The following is a 17,617-nucleotide window of genomic DNA, read 5'->3' as shown; positions in this document are numbered from 1 at the left end:
GGGTCTCCTGGGGGTGGGCGGACGGGAGGCGCAGGCCCCGGTCGGGCTCCTCCGGTGGTGCAGGACGCTGGGGTGCCGGGGTTCCGGGGTGCCGCCGGGGTGGCGGGAGCCGCGCGCCCGGCCGTGGCGCGAGGGCGCGGCCGGGCGCCGTCACGTCTGCGTGTCGGGGCGGCGCAGGGTGCGGGTGAGCAGCACTCCGGCGGCGATGAGGGCGATGCCGAGCCAGGCGGGCCCGGCATCGGCGGCCAGGACGACGATCCCGACCGGCAGGAGGTAGCCGGTCAGGGGGACGAACAGCGCGCCGACCGTGGGCACCTCGGCGGGTTCGCCGCCGGCCCGGGCGGCACGCGCCCGGACCACCTGCGGGTACCAGTCGGTGAAGCGCAGCGCGAGGATGATCGCGCCGATCTGGATGATCCAGCCGGTCCACAGGTTGTTCGGGTTGTGCAGCACCAGGTCGCCGTAGAGGCCGGCGAGGGCCGCGACGAGGAAGGCCAGGCCCCACACGCCGGTGAGGAGGTAGTTGGTGCGGACGAACTGCGGCGAGTGCCAGAGGGCGCGCGGCACGCGTTCCCGGGCGTACTGGAGGGTGAAGGGCAGCCGTGCCGCGATCGAGCCGAAGGCGATCGCCACCAGGGCCAGGTTGGAGACCTCCCCCGCATAGGTCTCCAGCCAGGTGAGCGTCCCGGCGGAGGCGAGCGCGCCGATCACCGCCAAGGCGGCGAAGAAGACCACATCGCAGACCTCCAGGATCTTCCAGGAACTGCCCGGTGCGCGGATCCGGCCGGCGACGACCAGGGCGACGGTCAGCGCGAGGGCCACGCCGACCGCGATCTCGAACCGGCCGGGGCCGACCAGGACCGAGAAGACGATCCAGGGGGCCATCCCGAGGATCGGGCTGTCGAGCAATCCGGCGGCGCCGTGCCGGGCGCGGGTGTCGGTGGCGGTGTTCACGGGGCTCCTCCCGGTCCGGGACCCCCGCTTTCCAGCATCGGCCCGCCCGGGGGTGTACCGCCATGCGGGCTACTTTGCAAAGAGCTCGACCATGGCGGCGCCGCACCGATCGGCGAAGGCCGATCTCCTTGGGCCCGTTGTGGTCGCGGGCCCCACGACTGCGGGCCGGGGCCCGGGATCGACTTTGCAAAGAGGAGCACTTTGCAAAGTCGGCTCGCGGGCGCCCGGGCGACCCGACCGCCCCGCCGACGACCGACCGGCGACCGACGACCGCCCCGCCCACGACCGCCCACCGACCGGCGACCGGCGACCGGCGACCGGCGTCCCCCGCAGGCCGAGGACGATGCTCCTCGGCCTGCGGGGCCGTCAGGACGTCGGGGGCCAGGGCCGTCCGGCTGTCGACCCCGGCCGCCTACCCGGTGCCGGTCCGGGCCCCGGCCCGGCCCCCCGGGCGGCGCAGCTCGGCGTAGACGGACCACGCCACCGAGACCGCCGGGACGGCAACCACGGCGCCGATCACCCCGGCCGCGATGCTGCCCGCGAGGACCGAGATCGCGACCACCACCGGGTGCAGGCTGACCGCCCGGCTCATCACCAGCGGGTGGAGCAGATGGCCCTCGATCTGCCCGATCACCACGATCAGCAGCAGCACCACGATCGCGGTCACCGGGCCGCGGGCGGCCAGTGCCACGAAGGAGGCGACCAGCATCGCGATCGGTGAGCCGACCAGCGGGACGAAGGAGGCGAGGAACTCCAGCACGGTCAGCGGCAGGGCGAGCGGCACATCGAGCAGGAACAGGGCGATACCGACCATGATCGCGTTGCTCGCGGCCACGATGAAGATGCCCCGCGTGTAGCCCGCGAAGGTCCGCCAGGCCGCCCGGCCGCCCCGGTCGAGGTGGTCGGCGGCAGCGGGCGGCAACTGGGTGGCGGTCCATTGCCACATCCGCTCCCCGGAGTGCAGGAAGAACACCGACATGAAGAGCGCGAGCGCGGCGCCGGTCGCCAGCTCGACCGCCCGGTGGGCGCCGTTGACGGCCGTGCTGATCAGCGTCGAGCGGTGCTCGGCGGCGAAGTCGGAGATCTTGTGCTCAAGGTCGGCGAAGGTCGTCGGTTCGAGGTGGAAGGGTGCGCCCTCCAGCAGCTTCTCCAGCCGGTCCAGGCCGCCCTGGAACTCCCTGGCCAGGCGTGACACGTCGTCCGCCACGTTCTCGCCGATCAGCGCGAGCAGCCCGGCCGGCAGCAGGAGAGCCAGGGCGAGGCCGATCAGGACGGCGAGCGGACGGGGGACGGCGCGGGCGGCCAGATCGACCACGGGCCGGACCACCGAGGTGATCACCAGGGCGAGGAAGGCGGCCAGCGTGATCAGGTGGAACTGCCCCAGCACCGTCAGCACCAGGTACGCGACCACGCCGACGACGAGCAGCCGCCATGCGTAGTCGGAGAGGCGGCGCAGTCCCGGGCCCGCGCCACCGCCGTCCGTCCGGACCCCCGAACGCCTGGGCCCGGGCCTCGGCCGCCTCACCGGCATGCCGCACCGCCGCCCGCCGCGTTCGGTGCCGCGGCCCCCGGCACGGGGACCGGTCCGCCGCGCCCGGCGCCGCCCGAGGGTGCGCGGCCGCCCGGGTCCGGGGGCAGGCCGTGGGGCCGGGCGGTGCCGGGGTGCGAAGGCGACATGGATCCTGGATAGCGGGTGGAACGCCGCACCGGCAGTTCCCGCGCCGACGGTCGCCGGCCGGGGCCGGACGCCGCGACCGGGCAGCAGCGGACGTCGCCGGTCATCGCGGGCCCCGATGCACCGGCCGGGCGGGGCGCGGGGCGCGGCTCCGTGGCCGGCACGAGGCGCCGGCCGGCGCGCGGCCGGTCACCGGTCGGCACCGGCGCGACGCAGCAGGTAGACCGCGGAGGCGGCGGCGAGGAGGGCCATGCAGGCGGCGAAGACCAGACCGGCGTCGGCCAGGCCGAGCGGTTCGGCGAGCAGGCCGACCCCGATGACCGGGATCGAGATGCCGAAGTAGGCGACCACGAAGAGCGCCGAGAGGGCGCCGCCGCGGTGCTCCGCGGACGCGGCGGCCGCGATCTCGCCCACCGCGCCGCGCAGACCCATGCCCTGGCCCACGCCGCCCACCACGGCACTGAGCACCAGGGGCGGGAGGGTGGTCCACGCGAGCGAGGCGGCCAGCAGGGCCAGCCCGGCGATGAGCACCAGGCAGCCGAGCGGGATCGCCCGTGCGGTGCCCAGCCGGGGCACCAGCAGTTGGCCGAGGGTGGAGGCGAAGAAGGCCGTGAAGACGATGAGGCCGACGACCGCGGAGTTGTGGACGTCCAGGCTCTCGGCGAGGAAGGCCGGGCTGACCGAGGTGAAGAGGCCCAGCAGGGAGAAGCCGGCGAACGCGGCGATCCCCGCCGGGACGAACACTCCGCGCACCTCCGGTGGCAGGGACGGCCGGCGCGGCCGCGCGGTGCGCAGCCGGCGCGCCCCGGCGACCGTCTCCGGCAGGAACCAGGTGACCGTGAACGACGCGGCGAGCAGCACCAGGTGCACGACGAACGGGAGCACCAGGGGGTCGGGCGCGTACTCGGCGAGCACGCCCGACAGCAGCGGTCCGCAGCCCAGGCCCCCCATGTTGGCCGCGGTCGCCACGAAGCCCGCACGGGCCCGGCGCCCGGGCGGGGCGAGTTCCAGCACGTACGCGGTGGCGGTGCCGGTGAACAGGCCCGCCGACAGGCCGGACAGCAGGCGGCCCAGGCAGAGCAGCGGCAGGCCGCCCTCGGCCAGGAAGGCGACGGCGCTGCAGGCGGCGAGCGCCAGTCCGCAGAGCAGCACGGGCCGGCGGCCGACGGAGTCGGAGACGTTGCCGACGAGCAGCAGGACGCCGATCACCCCGAAGGCGTAGATGGCGAACACGACCGTCACCATCAGTTCGGAGAAGCCGATCTCCTCCTGGTACAGCCCGTAGAGCGGGGTGGGCAGGGTGGTGCCCGCCATGCAGACGGCGAAGGCGGCGGCGGCCCCGAGGTAGCCCAGTCGGCCTTCGGCGGGCCGCGCGTTCCGACGATCGGTCATCCGCCCACGGTAGGCGCCCGCTCGCGACGGGTCCGTGACGCGCGGACCGGGCTGCGCCGAATGGCCGTCGTCCGCCGCGGGAAGGGGGTGGGGTGCCCCTGGGCGGCCCGCGCCGGCCGCGCCCGCGCATCGCCGGGGCGGGTCCCCCGGGCCGCCCGGCCGCCGGTAGGGACGTCACGGTGGCCGGGCTCTGAGCAGTGGCGGGCCGGGCCCGGACGGCGGGGAGTGGGGGTACCCGCCGCCCGGACCACGCTCTGCCCACCCGGTCCTCTTCTCACCCTGATCCGACCGGGCAAACACGGCCGTGACCGTCGTGCCGGGGCGGCCTGCCGGTTCCTGCGCGTTCCGGAATACTCGGAACCGGCCCTTCCGAGCACCCCGGGGCCGCCGCGAGTCCCACCGCCCGACCACCGAACCCCTTGAGCGCACCGCGCCCCGGTCGCTCGGGCCCGACGCACCGGAGAGCACGTCATGAGGATTCACCTGTCCAGCGTTTTCGTCGACGACCAGGAGAAGGCCCTGCGCTTCTACACCGACGTACTGGGCTTCGTGAAGAAGACCGAAATCCCGCTGGGCAAGGACCGCTGGCTGACCGTGGTCTCGCCGGACGACCGCGACGGGACCGAGCTGCTGCTGGAGCCCGACGGCCATCGTGCGGTGGGGCCGTACAAGGCAGCGCTGGTCGAGGACGGCATCCCGGCCGCCTCCTTCGCGGTGGACGACGTGCACGCGGAGTTCGCCCGGCTGCGCGGGCTCGGCGTGCGTTTCACCCAGGAGCCGCAGGAGATGGGCCCGGTCACCACGGCGGTGCTGGACGACACCTGCGGCAATCTCATCCAGATCCTGCAGGAGCGGTAGGGGCCCTGACCGGTTCCGGCGGCGGTTCCGGCGGCGCCGCGTCGCCGCCGGAACCGGTCAGGTGAGGCTCCTCGCCGTGAGCCGTGAGCCCCGAGCCCCGAGCCGGGCGACGGCGACACTCGCGAGTACCCACAGTCGTCGAACCTCCGGCCGCCCACCCTCGTCAACGGACGGTGCCGTCGCACTCCGGGGGCGGGGTCACCGCTCCGGGATGCGGCCGCACATCAGGTTGCCGGGCTCGGACGGGTCACCGCTGATCCAGAACTGCTCCCAGAGGAGGGCGAATTCGGGCCGGCTGAGATAGCCGTCGCCGTCCAGGTCGAGCAGGTCGAAGACATCGCCGGTCGCCACGCTCCGCCCGTGCCAGACGTCGACCAGGTGGCCGTGCTCGGCGCGCGAGATGCGGCCGTCCCCGTTCTCGTCCACGGCGTCGAAGACCGTGTCGGCGGTCGCCGTGACCACCTCGCGCAGGGCGGGCAGCCGGTCGACGAGGGCCAGGAACTCGTCCATGTCGACCTTGCCGTCGTGGTCGGTGTCGGCGACCGTGAGCAGGTGGTCCCACCAGCCCATCATGAGCGCCTCGACCCTGGCCCTCAGCCCCGCGTCCCGCTGAACGGCCGGCAGACGGCTCCAACGCTCCGTCAGGGCCGCGAAGTCGTCCTGCCGCAGGCAGCCGTCCCCGTCCGTGTCGAACGCGGCGAAGACGTCGCGCAGCTTGCGCCGCTGGAACTCGTTGGCCATGAACGGGCCTCCCCTGTGCCGAACCACTGCGCCACCACGCGTGGCGACAGGCTGGTGACTATAAGTGCGCGGCGCGGGCCCCGCCGGGCTTCGCGGGAAGAAGCGGGGTTTCCCGGCGCGGCCGCCCCGCGTGTGCTACCCGTCGCCCGGCGATCCGGCGCGGCCGCCCCGCGTGTGCTACCCGTCGCCCGGCGATCCAGCTCGGCCGGCGATCCCGGCCCGCGACGGTCGAGGCCACGGCCCACCGCCACCGGCGCGGACCGCGGTACCGCCGGCCGTCGAGCGGCCGGTGCCGCACACGCCGGTGGGGCCCCGGTTCACGACCTCGTCAGGGGGAATCCCGGACTCGTCGGCATCCAGAGGGAGTCGGTGGAGCGGCCGAGCCAGATCGAGCAGGAGGCGCCGTTGTCGGAGCGGACCGCCTTGACGACGACCAGGTCCCCCGCGTCGGGCTCCCACATCGTCGTCCACGTGCCGCCCCGCAGGGCGACGGTGGCGGACTCGTCCGACGTCGCACTGGTGCAGGCGGGCAGCGGCACCGTCGCGGGCCCGAGGCTGCCGCCCGGCAACAGCTCCACGCTCACGACACCGCTCGCCCAGCGCCCGGCCGGGTCGGGCAGGTCGGGGCGTCCGCCGAACGGCCGGCCGAAGGCCGCCGCCACCGCACCCCCCGCCACCAGGACCACCACGACACAGACCGCGCCGAGCCGAATCCAACGCTGCCCGGCCAAGTCCCCACCCCTCCCCCGGACGAATCCGGAGGAGGCTAGCACGACGTCCGCCTCGTCCGATCGGGCCGTGACGGGGGCGACCGACCTGACGGCCCGGGTGGCCGGGGAGACCGAGAGGTGGAGCACGGTTCCGGGCGGGACGGTCGGCGCTTCGGCCCTGCCGGGCAGGTCGGGGTGATCCTGGAGGTGTTCGCGGGCCGACCGGTGCGATGGACGTACGGCGTCGCCGTGGCCGCCGGCCTCCTGGCGATCGCCGTCCCCACCGACCCCGCCGCGCGGCCCCCGGACGCGGCCGTGGACGCCGCCCCGTGCCGCCGATCAGGTCATGTCCCCGCTCGTTCCACCGCTCCGGCCGGGTCCGGAGCCGGCGGCGGCTCCGCCGGGCGGCCGGGCCGTCGCCACCCGGCGGCGCCCAGGGCCGCGCCGACGGCCGTGGCGGCCAGGGCCCAGAGGAAGGCCTGGTCCGAGGCCTGCGACCAGGCCGCCGTCCGACCGGCCGCCCACTGGAGGTAGGGCACCAGCGCCACTGCGGCGACCCCGGCCCCGAGGGCGGCCGGCACGAGCGTCGCGCGTCCGGCCGGGCGCGGGCCGCGCCGCAGGAGCCACAGCATCGGCAGCAACCCCAGCGTCAGCACGCTCGCGGGCAGCACCCCGGGCACCTTCCAGAGCAGCTCGCCGCCGCAGAGCCAGGCCGCGAGCCGCACCCACAGCAGGCACAGCCCCTGACGGACCACCAGGAGCAGGAGCTGCCGTGGGCGTCCGGCCGGTCCGGCAGCGCGCAGCAACCGGGCGGCCGCTGCCGCCAGCACACCCGCGAAACCGGCGGTCACCGCCACCGGCAGGCCGAGCACCCAGGAGCGGGGCTTCTCGGGGACGACGACCGTCCGGTCGACGGGGTAGGCCTGGAACGACCACGCGCCGTCGGGGGTGCCGCGCACCAGCCCGTGCGCGGGGTAGTGGGCCAGCACGGCCCACCCTTCCGGGGCGGTGACGACGAGCAGTTCGGCGGGGTAGTCGTTCGCGGTCGCGGCCGGAGGCGCGGTCGTGGTCGCGGCCGGCGACGCGGCCGGCGACGGCGGGCCGGGCAGGGGTGGCGCGGCCGGCTCCGCGCCGAGCACGCCCGGATCGAGCACCGGGTCGTCCACGTCCGGAGGCGGCGGGGTCGGGGTCGGCGGCGGGGGCCGCAGTCGGCGCCACGGCCGGCCGGGGTCGAAGGCGGTCCGCCAGGTCAGGCCGCCGTCCTCGCTGACCTCGATCGGCGCGGAGGAGTCGAGCAGCCGGAAGCAGCGCCGGGCGTCGGCCGCCGTACAGTGCCCGTCCTGCGGCCGGCCGCCCTGCGGGGTGGGCCCGTCACCGCGGCTCCGCCCCACCGGAATCCAGGTCGCGCCGCCGTCCCGCGTCGTCCACCGACCGGCCGGGGTGTCCAGGAGCGGCTTCGCCCCCTCGCTCCACAGCAGGTGACCCGGCTGGTCGAGCGACGACGTGGCCACCATCGCGACCACGGCCAGCGGCACCCCCACGAGTGCCGCCCACTGCCACGGTCGCCGCGTCACGCGCGCCCGCGTCCACAGCCACCAGGCGATCCCGAGCGCGGGCAGCGCCACCAGGTCGCTCCGGTCCCCCTGGATCCGGCTCGGCACTCCGGTCAACGACCAGATCTTGGAGGCGAGTTCGCCGCCCGAGGGGCCGGACTTCGCCACGGCGAACATCACCGCCGTACCCGCCAGTCCCACGATCGCCGGCCGGTCGCCGCGCAGCCGCAGCAGCGGGGTCAGCACCAGGGCCAGGACCACCGGCGAGACCAGCATCCACGCCAGATCGCTGACCTTCCCGGTGACCGCGCCCGGCCAGAGCCGCTTGCCCACATGGTCGTTGAACAGCAGCACCGCCACCGCGCCCAACGTCCCCGGATGCCCCGCCCAGCGGACGACCGCCCGAACCGCTCCCCACTCCCCCGCCCCGCGCATACCCCGAGCCTCCCCCACCCGGGGCACCGGTACGCCACACCCGGACGACCAGAGCGGACACAGGCCCTGCAAGGAAGGGATTATGACGGATTGTCAGGCACCGGAACCGCGCGGCCCGCCGGGTCGGACAGCGGCTCCCTGAACCTGCCGGCGACCTTTCACCCGGCGACTCGCACCGGCAGGCTGCGCACCCCCCGGAGCATGACGCTCGGCCGGCGTTCGAGGGCGGCCGGGTCGGCGGCCAGGGCAAGACCGGGGCAGCGTGCGAGGAGGGCGCGCAGGGCGATCGCGGCCTCGGTGCGGGCCAGCGGGGCACCGAGGCAGTGGTGAATGCCGTGGCCGAAGCCGAGCTGGCCGGCCGGCCTGCGCCGGATGTCGAACCGGTCGGGGTCGGGGAAGTGGCGTGGGTCCCGGGACGCGGCGGCCAGCGAGACGAGCACGGAGTCGCCGGCCGCGATACGGGTGCCGCCGAGCTCCACGGGCTCGGCCGCGAAGCGGAAGGCGGCGGCGCCGACCGGGCCGTCGTAGCGGAGCATCTCCTCGATCGCGCCGTCGACGAGGGCCGGGTCGGCACGCAGGGCGGCGAGCTGGTCGGGGTGGGTGAGCAGCGCGAGCACACCGCCCGAGATGAGGTTGACCGTTGTTTCGTGGCCCGCGACAAGCAACAGGAAGGCCATGCCGAGGAGTTCCTCGGGCGACAGCGGCACCGACCCCTCGTCGGCCGCCCCGCCACCGGGTGCCGAGGCGGCGACGAGGGCGCTGAGCAGGTCGTTGCCGGGGCTGGCCCGCTTGTCCTCGATGAGAGCGGCGAAGTAGGCGGTCATGCCGGCGACCGCGGCGCCGGCCGCCTCCGCCGAGGTGGGTGCCACGATCTCGCCGGACCATTCGTGGAAGTCGCCGTGGTCGGCCGACGGCACTCCGAGCAGCTCGCAGATGACGGTCAGGGGCAGCGGCAGCGCGAACGAGCTCACCAGATCGGCGGATCCCGCGCGGGCCACCGTGTCGAGCAGGCCGTCGAGCAGGCCGTCGGCGAGCTTCTCGATCCGGGGGCCCAGCGCCGCGATCCGGCCGGAGGTGAACTCGCGGGCGACGAGCCGCCGCAGGCGGGTGTGCTGGGGCGCGTCGGTCTGGAGCATGTTGAGGCCGATGGCGTGGCCGCCGTCGTCGGTCCAGGAGGAGGAGAAGCGGATGTCGTTGCGCAGCCGGGGGTCGGTCAGGGCGGCGCGGGCCTCGTCGCGGGCCACGACCAGCCACGCCTCGCCGGATTCGGGGACGAGGATGCGGTGCACCGGCCCCTTGGCGCGCAGCGCCGCGTAGACCGGGTAGGGGTCGACGGTGACGTCGAGGCCCTCGGGTGCCAGGTCCTGAAGTGTTGGAGCGCTCACGGCAGTTCCCTCCCAGCGGATAAACGGGCAGTGGTCCCCGTTTCTTGGTCAGACCGTACCAGAAAACGGGGGACACTCCCCACTTGAATGCCGGGCGGACCGCACGGCATGGCGCACGGTCATCGGAAAGGGGCGCTCAGGCCCCCGTCACACCGTCGGAGCGACCCCCGCCGACGCCGTCGGCGCCGCCCCGGTGGCGGCCAGGTGGGCGCGGGCCGCGGCCAGGGCGGAAGCCGCGGTGCGCAGGTGATGGGAGACCAGCGGCAGGACGGCCGGGGTGAGCGTGCGCGCCGTGAGCAGTCTCGCCGCCTCCAGCGGCGCGACGGCGCGTTCGAGGAGGGCGGCGGTGCGGGCGTGGGGGCCGGGGCCGGCGGCCCTGACCTCGCCCACCGTGCGGCGGAGGAGGATCAGCGCGTCCTCGGCGTCCGGCGGACCGTCGGGGAAGCAGTGCCCCCAGGAGGCCAACTCCAGTTCGAGGGAACGGGCGTGGGCGTCGCAGCGCCCCGCCCAGTAGACGGTGGAGGCGGCCGCGCGGGGCGGCGGGTTCTCGGTCGGCACGTGCCGATCATGTCGCAGAACCCGGCCGTCCGTACCCCGTTCGCCCGTTCACCACCCGGATCGCGCGAACGCCCGGGACCACCGCCTCGCCCGGCTCACGCCACCGGCGGGCAACAGCCGCGCGGCCGCCGGGCAAGAGCCGCGCCCCCGGACCGGGCGGGCTCACGACCGGACGTCAGGGTGGCCCTCGCCCGGCGGTGCGAGCTCGACACCGAACTGCTCCCCCAACTCCCGGAAGCCCAGGGCGGCCACAACCCGCCGGGATGCCGGCACCCTGGCCCGCCAGTGCGGCAGCAGCCCGGCGGCGAGCGCGTGCGCCACCACCGCCGAGCCCGTCGCCCGGGCCAGGCCCCGACCCCGCCGGCCGGGCACCGTCAGTACACCGAGGTGAGCCGCCCGACCCGGCCGGCGCCGGCAGCCGGCGGCGGCGACAGCTTGACGGACCGTCACCACCCGGATCGGCGGCCGGGTCAACTGCCGTGCGGCGCCGCCAAGTAGGCCTTTGGCCGGATGGTGACCGTGACGCTGTGAGAGACTGGCGTCACTCAGCGGGGCCGGATTTCCGTCCCGAACGCGTGGCCCGCGCACGGTGTCCGGCGCCGGGACGCCTTCCGTACCCCGCTGCCGAACGGAATCGATCCGCACGCCGAGTGGAGAAGTCATGACCAACGTCCGCCTTTCGACGACGATGGGCGACATCGTCCTTTCCCTTGACGAGGCCAAGGCGCCGAAGTCGGTCGCGAACTTCCTGACCTACCTCGACGAGGGGCACTACGCGGGGACGGTGTTCCACCGGGTGATCAGCGGCTTCATGATCCAGTGCGGCGGCGTCGACACCGACATGCGCATCAAGCCCGCTCCGCGCACGGTGGAGAACGAGGCGCGCAACGGGCTGAAGAACGTCAGGTACAGCGTGGCCATGGCCCGGACGTCCGCCCCGCACTCGGCCAGCGCGCAGTTCTTCATCAACACGGCCGACAACGGCTTCCTCGACTACCCGGGCCAGGACGGCTGGGGCTACGCGGTCTTCGGCGAGGTCGTGGAGGGGCACGGCGTGGTGGACCTGATCGCGCAGGTCCCGACCGGGGCGCAGGACGTGCCCCGGGAGCAGATCGTCATCAAGTCCGCCGAGGTGGTGGCCGCTTCGGCCTGACCCGCCGACGACCCCTCCGACGCCACCGGCCCGTGGCGGGCGCCGAGCGCTCGCCACGGGCCGGCCCGCGTCGGACGGCCGGACCGGGCCCGGCCAGGGGCTAGGACCGGGCCGCGGCGTGCTCCGCCAGGAAGGCGCCGGCGTGAGCGGCGGCCTCCTCCCTGGTCGGGTACCAGGTGTCGCCCCCGGCGGCGCCGCGCGTGCCGTCCGCGCCTTCGCCCGTCCAGCTCCAGCCGCCGGACTCCGGGCCCTGCACCAGTTCGGCCGCCCCGCCGAACAGCTTCAGCGCCGCACCCGGCCGCGCCGCCGCGGGGCGGGTGACGGCATCGGGCCACTTCTTGCGCGCGCCCTGCCGGGTGATGCCCCAGACGGCGCCCAGTTGCTCGTAGCTCGCGCCGTAGGAACCGGCGGTACCGGCCGCGATCGCCGTCAGCCGCTTGACCTCCGCGTCCACCACCTTCCAGGCGGCGAGGACGGACAGGGCCACCTCGACCGGGTCCGCCTCCCACATCCGCCCGTCGGACAGCCCCGACGTGCGGGAGCGAATGGCCGAGGCGAGCGGGTCGAGGGCTTCGAGGAGCGCCTTGTCCAGCTCGGCCTGCTCTTCGAGGGTGATCTCGGTCGAAGTCATGCGACAACCATAGTTCCCGGTGGAACGTACGACAACCTTTGTTTCCATCAGCATCCGGGCAGCCCGGCCGACCCGCCCCCGTCGACGGAGGCGGAGGCGGAGGCGTGCCGACGCGCGGGGAGCGGCAGTCGACCGGTCGCGGGGCCGGCAACCGGCCGAACCGGCCGAACCCGACCCAACCGGCCATCGAGGCGCTCCACCGCCGGCGGCGCGGGCGTCCGGAAGCACCGGGGGCCGGCGACCCGCCGACGGGGGCGACGCACGGTAGGAGCGCAGGTCGCGGGGGATGATGCGGGGCGGCACCGGCGAGCACGCTCCCCGACCCGCCCGACAGGCCGCGAACGGGTGAAGCATGTCACGGCTCCGCCCCGTCCCCCGGCGGGGCCCGGGCGGGTAGGTTCCTGCGTCCAAGGGGAGGAGACTCCCCCTTGGACGCATGGCCCGCCGTCAAGAGTTCCTCCGACGAGAGAGGCACGAGTGATGTCTGCACAGGACGCCACGCACCACCCCCCGCTGCGCATCGGTGTGGTGGCCGAGTCCACCGCCGGGGAGACCCGCGTCGCCGCGACACCGGCGACGGTGCGCGGACTGCTCGCCCTCGGCTACGAGGTCGCCGTCGAATCCGGGGCCGGCGCGGCCTCCGGGTTCACCGACGAGGCCTACACCGAGGCCGGCGCACACCTCGGGGAGGCGTGGACGGCCGAGATCGTCCTGAAGGTCAACGCGCCGTCGACCGCGGAGATCGCCCGGCTGAGTGACGGCGCGACCCTGGTCGGTCTGCTCGCTCCGGCCCAGCGGCCCGAACTGCTGGAGGCGCTGTCCTCGCGCCCGGTCACCGCGCTCGCGCTGGACGCGGTGCCGCGGATCTCCCGCGCGCAGTCGATGGACGTGCTCAGCTCGATGGCGAACATCGCCGGGTACCGGGCCGTGATCGAGGCCGCCCACGTGTTCGGCCGCTTCTTCACCGGCCAGGTGACGGCCGCGGGCAAGGTCCCGCCGGCGAAGGTCCTGGTGGCCGGTGCCGGGGTGGCCGGGCTCGCCGCGATCGGTGCCGCCTCCAGCCTGGGGGCGATCGTCCGCGCGACCGACCCGCGGCCGGAAGTCGCCGACCAGGTGAAGTCGTTGGGCGGCGAGTACCTCGCTGTGCAGGTCGCCCAGGAGGCCGGCACCGACGGCTACGCCAAGGCCACCTCCGCCGACTACGACCGGGCCGCGGCCGAGCTCTACCACGAGCAGGCCGAGGACGTGGACATCGTCATCACCACCGCGCTGATCCCCGGGCGGCCCGCCCCGCGGCTGCTCACCGCCGAGGACGTGGCGGCGATGAAGCCCGGGAGCGTCGTCGTCGACATGGCCGCCGCCCAGGGCGGCAACGTCGAGGGGACGGTGGCGGGCCGCACGGTGGTCACCGCCAACGGCGTCACCCTGATCGGCTACACCGACCTCGCGTCCCGGCTGCCCGCCCAGGCGTCGCAGCTGTTCGGGACCAACCTGGTCAACCTGCTCACCCTGCTGACGCCGGGCAAGGACGGGCGCCTGGTCGTCGACTTCGACGACGTGGTGCAGCGCGCGGTTACCGTGGTCCGGGCGGGCGAGATCACCTGGCCGCCGCCGCCCGTGGCCGTCTCGGCCGCGCCCGCCGCGCAGCCCGCGGCCGCCCCGGCGGCCCTGGAACCGAAGCCGCCCCGGCTCACCCCGGCGGCCCGCTTCGGCCTGATCGGCCTCGGCATGCTGGCGATGTTCCTGCTGGTCGCCGTCGCCCCGGCCCAGCTCGCGGAGAACTTCACGGTGTTCGCGCTGGCCGTGGTCATCGGCTACTACGTCATCGGGAAGGTCCACCACGCCCTGCACACCCCGCTGATGTCGGTGACCAACGCGATCTCCGGGATCGTCGTGGTCGGCGCCCTGCTGCAGATCGGGCACGGGGGCGTACTCGTCACCGTGCTGGCCTTCGTGGCCGTCCTGCTGACGAGCGTGAACATCTTCGGCGGCTTCGCCGTCACCCGCCGCATGCTGTCCATGTTCTCGAAAGGCTGAGCCCCGATGACATCCACGACGGCCGCCCACGCCGCGGACCTGGTCGCCGCCCTGCTGTTCATCCTCAGTCTGGCCGGGCTGTCCCAGCACCGGACCTCCCGTGCCGGCGTCGTCTACGGCATCGCCGGCATGGCCCTCGCCCTGGTCGCCACCGTGGTGCTGGCGGCCCGCAGCATCAGCGCCGGCGCGGTCGCCCTGATCCTCGTCGCGATGGCGCTGGGCGGCGTGATCGGCCTGTGGCGGGCCCGGCAGGTCGAGATGACGCAGATGCCGGAACTGATCGCCGTCCTGCACAGTTTCGTCGGTCTCGCCGCGGTGCTGGTCGGCTGGAACAGCTACCTGGAGGTCGAGTCGCGGGGCGCGGCCCAGACCGCCGTCGCCGCCGACCTGCTGCGGATCCACCACGCCGAGGTCGTCATCGGCATCTTCATCGGAGCGGTCACCTTCACCGGCTCCGTCGTCGCCTTCCTCAAGCTGTCCGGCCGGATCGCCTCACGGCCGCTGATGCTGCCCGGCAAGAACGCGCTGAACCTCGGCGCGCTCGCCGCGTTCGTCGCGCTGACGGTCTGGTTCACCGCGGGCCCGGGCCTCGGCCTGGTGATCGCGGTGACCGTGCTCGCCCTCGCGCTGGGCTGGCACCTGGTCGCCTCGATCGGCGGCGGCGACATGCCCGTCGTCGTCTCCATGCTCAACAGCTACTCCGGCTGGGCGGCGGCGGCCGCCGGGTTCCTGCTCGACAACAACCTGCTCATCGTCACCGGCGCACTGGTCGGCTCCTCGGGCGCCTACCTGTCGTACATCATGTGCAAGGCGATGAACCGTTCCTTCCTCTCCGTCATCGCGGGCGGCTTCGGCATCGAAGCCCCCTCCGGCGGGGCGGAGGAGCAGGGTGAGCACCGCGAGGTGCGCGCCGAGGAGGCGGCGGCGCAGCTCGCACAGGCCCGGACGGTCGTCATCACCCCCGGTTACGGCATGGCGGTGGCGCAGGCGCAGCACCCGGTCGCGGAGCTCACCCGCCGGCTGCGCGAGCGCGGCGTCGAGGTCCGCTTCGGCGTGCACCCCGTCGCCGGACGCCTGCCCGGTCATATGAACGTGCTGCTGGCCGAGGCGAAGGTGCCCTACGACATCGTCCTGGAGATGGACGAGATCAACGACGACTTCGCCGACACCTCCGTCGTCCTCGTCATCGGCGCCAACGACACCGTCAATCCCGCCGCCATGGACGACCCGTCGAGCCCCATCGCCGGCATGCCGGTGCTGCGGGTGTGGGAGGCGGAGCAGGTGATCGTGTTCAAGCGGTCCATGGCCTCCGGCTACGCGGGGGTGCAGAACCCGCTGTTCTTCCGCGAGAACAGCGCCATGCTCTTCGGCGACGCCAAGCAGAGCGTGGAGGACATCCTGCGCGCCCTCGACGCCGACGGCCGGGACGCCCCGGCGCCGCCCGCCCGCCGGACGGCGACGGCCGGCCGCACCGCCGGATAGGCCGGCGGGCGGTCCCGGGGTGCCGGCCGGCGCCCCGGGACCGCCCGCGCGGGCCGCCCGACCGTCCGCGGCCCGGGACCGCCCGGCAATCGGTTCCGACATTCCTTCCCCGCCGTGTCGATCCGCGGCCGTCCCGTTCGACCTGGGATAGAGAGGACCGCAGATCGGTCCCCGGACGAAGGAGCACAGCCATGGCGAAGTACATGTTGATCATGCGGGGCAACGACGAGTCGGTCGCGAAGATGACGGAGACACCGTTCGACGAGATGCTCGAGAAGATGGGCCGCTACAACGAGGAGCTGATCCGGGCCGGCGTGCTCGTCGCGGCCGAGGGACTGGACGACGCCTCGCAGGGCGTGGTCGTCGACATCAGCGGGCCCGCCCCGGTTGTCACCGACGGCCCGTACGGTGAGACCAAGGAACTGTTCGGCGGCTTCTACCTCCTCGACGTGGCGTCGAAGCAGGAGGCGGTCGAATGGGCCAAGCGACTGCCGGCCTTCCCCGGCACCAAGATCGAGATCCGGCGCGTGCCGGGGATCGACGAGTTCCCGCAGGACAACGAGTGGATCATCAAGGAACGGGCATGGCGCGACCGGACCGGCCAGCTCTGACCCCAGTCACGACGGACGACCCGCCGGGCGGCGCAGCAGCCCGGCGGGCCGTCGAGGCGCTCTGGCGGATCGAGTCGGCGCGGATCGTCGGCGCCCTCACCCGGTACACGGGGGACTTCGACCTCGCCGAGGACGTCGCGCAGGAGGCCCTCGCGCAGGCGCTCGTGGTCTGGGCGCGCGACGGCGAGCCGGCCAGCCCGGTGGGGTGGCTGCTGGCCACCGCCCGGCGGCGCGCCATCGACCACTTCCGCCGCCGCTCCGCCCTCGACGACCGCTACGCCGCACTGGCCGGCCGGCTCGCCGAGGGCGGGGCGAGCTCCGGTGCCGAGCCGCCGCCGGAGCGGGCGGACGACCTGCCCTGGGACCCGGACCGGATCGAGGACGACGTCCTCGCGCTGGTCTTCGTGGCCTGCCACCCCGTGCTCTCGCCCGAGGCCCGCACGGCTCTGACCCTGCGCGTGGTCGCCGGCCTGTCCAGCGAGGAGATCGCCCGGGCGTTCCTGGTGCCGGTGCCGACCGTCCAGGCCCGGATCACCCGGGCGAAGAAGACGATCGCGGCGGCCGGGGTGCCCTTCGAACCGCCGCCGGCGGCCGAGTGGCGCGAGCGGCTCGGCGGCGTCCTGAGCGTGCTGTACGTGATCTTCACCGAGGGCTCCACGGCCACCGCCGGTGACCAGTTGCTCCGCCCCGACCTCGCCTACGAGGCGATCCGGCTGGCCCGGACGCTGACCGCCCTGCTGCCCGACGAGCCGGAGGCGTTCGGACAGCTCGCGCTGTTCGAACTCACCGCCGCCCGCTTCCCCGCGCGCACCGGGCCCGACGGCGAGGCCGTCCTGCTGGAGGACCAGGACCGCCGGCTGTGGGACCGCTCCGCCGTCCGACGCGGCCTGGCCGCGATCGACCGGGCCGCGGCCGCCGGGCGCGGGCTCGGGCCGTACGGCCTGCAAGCGGCGATCGCCGCCTGCCACGCCACGGCGCCGTCCGTCCCGGAGACCGACTGGGAGCGGATCGTGCTGCTCTACGAGGCGCTCGGCCGCATCGCGCCCTCCCCCGTCGTCGAGCTCAACCGGGCGGTCGCCGTCGCCATGGCGACCGGGCCGCAGGACGCGCTGTCCCTCGTCGACGGGCTGGCCGCCGACGGCCGCCTGGCGGGCTCCCACCTGCTGCCGGGCGTGCGCGGCGAACTGCTCGCCCGGCTCGGCCGTACCGCCGAGGCGCGGGCGGAGCTGGAGCTCGCCGCGCGGCTGTGCCGCAACACCCGCGAGCGGTCCGTGCTGCTGCGCAAGGCGGCCGCGCTCGGCTGACGCCGCCGGCCGCCCCACGACCGGAACCGGCGTCGGCTGACTGGGCCGAGCGGGTGGGGTCGGCGGGGTACCGGTGTGGTACCCGGGGGTGATCGCGGGTGGGGGCGGGAGGCTGGCGCTCCGGGGCAGGCAGCCAGG

Annotated in this window: 16 protein-coding genes; 6 read left to right on the top strand and 10 right to left on the bottom strand. The window is 74.8% G+C overall.

Going from position 1 to position 17,617, the window contains the following annotated elements; genetic code table 11:
• Nucleotides 1–150 precede the first annotated feature (150 nt).
• From ACWDRR_RS27095 to ACWDRR_RS27085, 3 genes are all read right to left on the bottom strand, one after another.
• Entirely contained in the window at nucleotides 151–954 is an 804-nt protein-coding gene (locus ACWDRR_RS27095; protein ID WP_449774849.1) for a hypothetical protein, read from the bottom strand.
• Between the two features lie 412 nt (nucleotides 955–1,366).
• Nucleotides 1,367–2,485, bottom strand: a complete 1,119-nt coding sequence (locus tag ACWDRR_RS27090; RefSeq protein ID WP_449774848.1) for an AI-2E family transporter — start codon at nucleotides 2,483–2,485, stop codon at nucleotides 1,367–1,369.
• A gap of 333 nt (nucleotides 2,486–2,818) precedes the next feature.
• Nucleotides 2,819–4,021 (bottom strand): MFS transporter, encoded by a 1,203-nt coding sequence (locus tag ACWDRR_RS27085; RefSeq protein WP_449774847.1) that lies wholly within the window; start codon nucleotides 4,019–4,021, stop codon nucleotides 2,819–2,821.
• A 471-nt stretch (nucleotides 4,022–4,492) separates the two neighbouring features.
• On the opposite strand from ACWDRR_RS27085, the gene ACWDRR_RS27080 reads away from it, so the two are divergent.
• Complete coding sequence (locus ACWDRR_RS27080; RefSeq protein ID WP_449774846.1) at nucleotides 4,493–4,879, top strand: VOC family protein; 387 nt, start codon at nucleotides 4,493–4,495, stop codon at nucleotides 4,877–4,879.
• A gap of 198 nt (nucleotides 4,880–5,077) precedes the next feature.
• On the opposite strand, the gene ACWDRR_RS27075 is transcribed toward ACWDRR_RS27080, so the two are convergent.
• The 6 genes from ACWDRR_RS27075 to ACWDRR_RS27050 form a co-directional block, all read right to left on the bottom strand.
• Nucleotides 5,078–5,620, bottom strand: coding sequence for an EF-hand domain-containing protein (locus ACWDRR_RS27075; protein WP_449774845.1), 543 nt, complete (start codon nucleotides 5,618–5,620; stop codon nucleotides 5,078–5,080).
• 317 nt (nucleotides 5,621–5,937) lie between these two features.
• Nucleotides 5,938–6,351, bottom strand: a complete 414-nt coding sequence (locus tag ACWDRR_RS27070) for a hypothetical protein (RefSeq protein ID WP_449774844.1) — start codon at nucleotides 6,349–6,351, stop codon at nucleotides 5,938–5,940.
• 323 nt (nucleotides 6,352–6,674) lie between these two features.
• Nucleotides 6,675–8,318 carry a hypothetical protein gene (locus ACWDRR_RS27065; RefSeq protein ID WP_449774843.1) on the bottom strand — a complete coding sequence of 548 codons (1,644 nt, stop codon included), beginning with the start codon at nucleotides 8,316–8,318 and terminating at the stop codon, nucleotides 6,675–6,677.
• A 158-nt stretch (nucleotides 8,319–8,476) separates the two neighbouring features.
• The gene (locus ACWDRR_RS27060) at nucleotides 8,477–9,703 is read right to left on the bottom strand and encodes a cytochrome P450 family protein (RefSeq protein WP_449774842.1); all 1,227 of its coding nucleotides are present in this window, start codon (nucleotides 9,701–9,703) and stop codon (nucleotides 8,477–8,479) included.
• A gap of 147 nt (nucleotides 9,704–9,850) precedes the next feature.
• A complete protein-coding gene (locus ACWDRR_RS27055) occupies nucleotides 9,851–10,261 on the bottom strand; it encodes a hypothetical protein (RefSeq protein ID WP_449774841.1) in 411 nt (136 codons plus the stop codon).
• A 162-nt stretch (nucleotides 10,262–10,423) separates the two neighbouring features.
• Nucleotides 10,424–10,924, bottom strand: a complete 501-nt coding sequence (locus ACWDRR_RS27050; RefSeq protein WP_449774867.1) for a GNAT family N-acetyltransferase — start codon at nucleotides 10,922–10,924, stop codon at nucleotides 10,424–10,426.
• On the opposite strand from ACWDRR_RS27050, the gene ACWDRR_RS27045 reads away from it, so the two are divergent.
• Nucleotides 10,923–11,414 carry a peptidylprolyl isomerase gene (locus ACWDRR_RS27045; protein ID WP_449774840.1) on the top strand — a complete coding sequence of 164 codons (492 nt, stop codon included), beginning with the start codon at nucleotides 10,923–10,925 and terminating at the stop codon, nucleotides 11,412–11,414. The two genes, ACWDRR_RS27050 and ACWDRR_RS27045, sit on opposite strands and share 2 nt — an antisense overlap.
• Nucleotides 11,415–11,514: 100 nt before the next feature.
• Here ACWDRR_RS27045 and ACWDRR_RS27040 read toward each other — a convergent pair whose 3' ends face one another.
• The gene (locus ACWDRR_RS27040) at nucleotides 11,515–12,045 is read right to left on the bottom strand and encodes a hypothetical protein (RefSeq protein ID WP_449774839.1); all 531 of its coding nucleotides are present in this window, start codon (nucleotides 12,043–12,045) and stop codon (nucleotides 11,515–11,517) included.
• Between the two features lie 480 nt (nucleotides 12,046–12,525).
• Between ACWDRR_RS27040 and ACWDRR_RS27035 the strand changes: the two genes are divergently transcribed.
• From ACWDRR_RS27035 to ACWDRR_RS27020, 4 genes are all read left to right on the top strand, one after another.
• Entirely contained in the window at nucleotides 12,526–14,082 is a 1,557-nt protein-coding gene (locus tag ACWDRR_RS27035) for a Re/Si-specific NAD(P)(+) transhydrogenase subunit alpha (protein WP_449774838.1), read from the top strand.
• A 6-nt stretch (nucleotides 14,083–14,088) separates the two neighbouring features.
• Nucleotides 14,089–15,564: a Re/Si-specific NAD(P)(+) transhydrogenase subunit beta gene (gene pntB, locus ACWDRR_RS27030; protein WP_449774837.1), complete on the top strand. Its 1,476-nt coding sequence runs from the start codon at nucleotides 14,089–14,091 to the stop codon at nucleotides 15,562–15,564.
• Nucleotides 15,565–15,755: 191 nt separating this feature from the next.
• Nucleotides 15,756–16,175: a YciI family protein gene (locus ACWDRR_RS27025; RefSeq protein WP_449774836.1), complete on the top strand. Its 420-nt coding sequence runs from the start codon at nucleotides 15,756–15,758 to the stop codon at nucleotides 16,173–16,175.
• Complete coding sequence (locus tag ACWDRR_RS27020) at nucleotides 16,148–17,479, top strand: RNA polymerase sigma factor (RefSeq protein ID WP_449774835.1); 1,332 nt, start codon at nucleotides 16,148–16,150, stop codon at nucleotides 17,477–17,479. Before ACWDRR_RS27025 ends, ACWDRR_RS27020 begins: the two co-directional genes overlap by 28 nt.
• Nucleotides 17,480–17,617: the final 138 nt, after the last annotated feature.

The sequence above is a fragment of the Kitasatospora sp. NPDC003701 genome (genome assembly GCF_053587085.1).
This window is presented reverse-complemented; position numbering and strand designations above follow the sequence as displayed.

Bases quoted from the DNA above. Each gene is read 5' to 3' on its own strand.
- ACWDRR_RS27090 (WP_449774848.1), bottom strand. From the start codon at position 2,485: ATGCCGGTGAGGCGGCCGAGGCCCGGGCCCAGGCGTTCGGGGGTCCGG.
- ACWDRR_RS27085 (WP_449774847.1), bottom strand. From the start codon at position 4,021: ATGACCGATCGTCGGAACGCGCGGCCCGCCGAAGGCCGACTGGGCTAC.
- ACWDRR_RS27080 (WP_449774846.1), top strand. From the start codon at position 4,493: ATGAGGATTCACCTGTCCAGCGTTTTCGTCGACGACCAGGAGAAGGCC.
- ACWDRR_RS27075 (WP_449774845.1), bottom strand. From the start codon at position 5,620: ATGGCCAACGAGTTCCAGCGGCGCAAGCTGCGCGACGTCTTCGCCGCG.
- ACWDRR_RS27065 (WP_449774843.1), bottom strand. From the start codon at position 8,318: ATGCGCGGGGCGGGGGAGTGGGGAGCGGTTCGGGCGGTCGTCCGCTGG.
- ACWDRR_RS27045 (WP_449774840.1), top strand. From the start codon at position 10,923: ATGACCAACGTCCGCCTTTCGACGACGATGGGCGACATCGTCCTTTCC.
- ACWDRR_RS27050 (WP_449774867.1), bottom strand. From the start codon at position 10,924: ATGACTTCTCCACTCGGCGTGCGGATCGATTCCGTTCGGCAGCGGGGT.
- ACWDRR_RS27040 (WP_449774839.1), bottom strand. From the start codon at position 12,045: ATGACTTCGACCGAGATCACCCTCGAAGAGCAGGCCGAGCTGGACAAG.
- ACWDRR_RS27035 (WP_449774838.1), top strand. From the start codon at position 12,526: ATGTCTGCACAGGACGCCACGCACCACCCCCCGCTGCGCATCGGTGTG.
- pntB (WP_449774837.1), top strand. From the start codon at position 14,089: ATGACATCCACGACGGCCGCCCACGCCGCGGACCTGGTCGCCGCCCTG.
- ACWDRR_RS27025 (WP_449774836.1), top strand. From the start codon at position 15,756: ATGGCGAAGTACATGTTGATCATGCGGGGCAACGACGAGTCGGTCGCG.
- ACWDRR_RS27020 (WP_449774835.1), top strand. From the start codon at position 16,148: ATGGCGCGACCGGACCGGCCAGCTCTGACCCCAGTCACGACGGACGAC.